The organism is Kytococcus schroeteri (assembly GCF_002847825.1).
Classification (GTDB): Bacteria; Actinomycetota; Actinomycetes; order Actinomycetales; family Dermatophilaceae; genus Kytococcus; species Kytococcus schroeteri.
This window is the reverse complement of the sequence record NZ_PKIZ01000076.1, coordinates 1-377: the sequence shown is the minus strand read 5'-3', so window position 1 is coordinate 377 and position 377 is coordinate 1. Positions and strand designations below refer to the sequence as shown.

Genomic DNA, 377 nt, shown 5'->3' with positions numbered 1-377 from the left:
CGTTCAGAGATCCTGAAAATGTGGGCCAACCTGGGCTATCCCCGGCGCGCGCTGCGGCTAAAGGAGTGCGCGATCGCCTGCGTGGAACGCCACGGCGGCGAGGTGCCCAGCGATATTGCCGAGCTCGAGGCCCTGCCGGGCATCGGTCACTACACCGCCCGCGCCGTCGCGGCCTTCGCCTTTGGTCAGGCCGTGCCGGTTGTGGATACGAATGTGCGCCGCGTCTACCGTCGCCTCGTCGACGGTCGCTACCTGCAAGGCCCCGCCCGTGCGCGCGACTTGGCGGATGTGGCCTCGTTGCTGCCCCACGTCGATCCGGATCCTCGTTTGGTTGGACGCCAACTGTCCCAGTCACCCCGGCCTCAGCCCACCGACGC

At 68.4% G+C, this 377-nt stretch carries 1 pseudogene; it reads left to right on the top strand.

The window, feature by feature from the left end:
- Positions 1–18 precede the first annotated feature (18 nt).
- Positions 19–377, top strand: a pseudogene (locus CYJ76_RS11565) (A/G-specific adenine glycosylase); the annotation flags it as partial.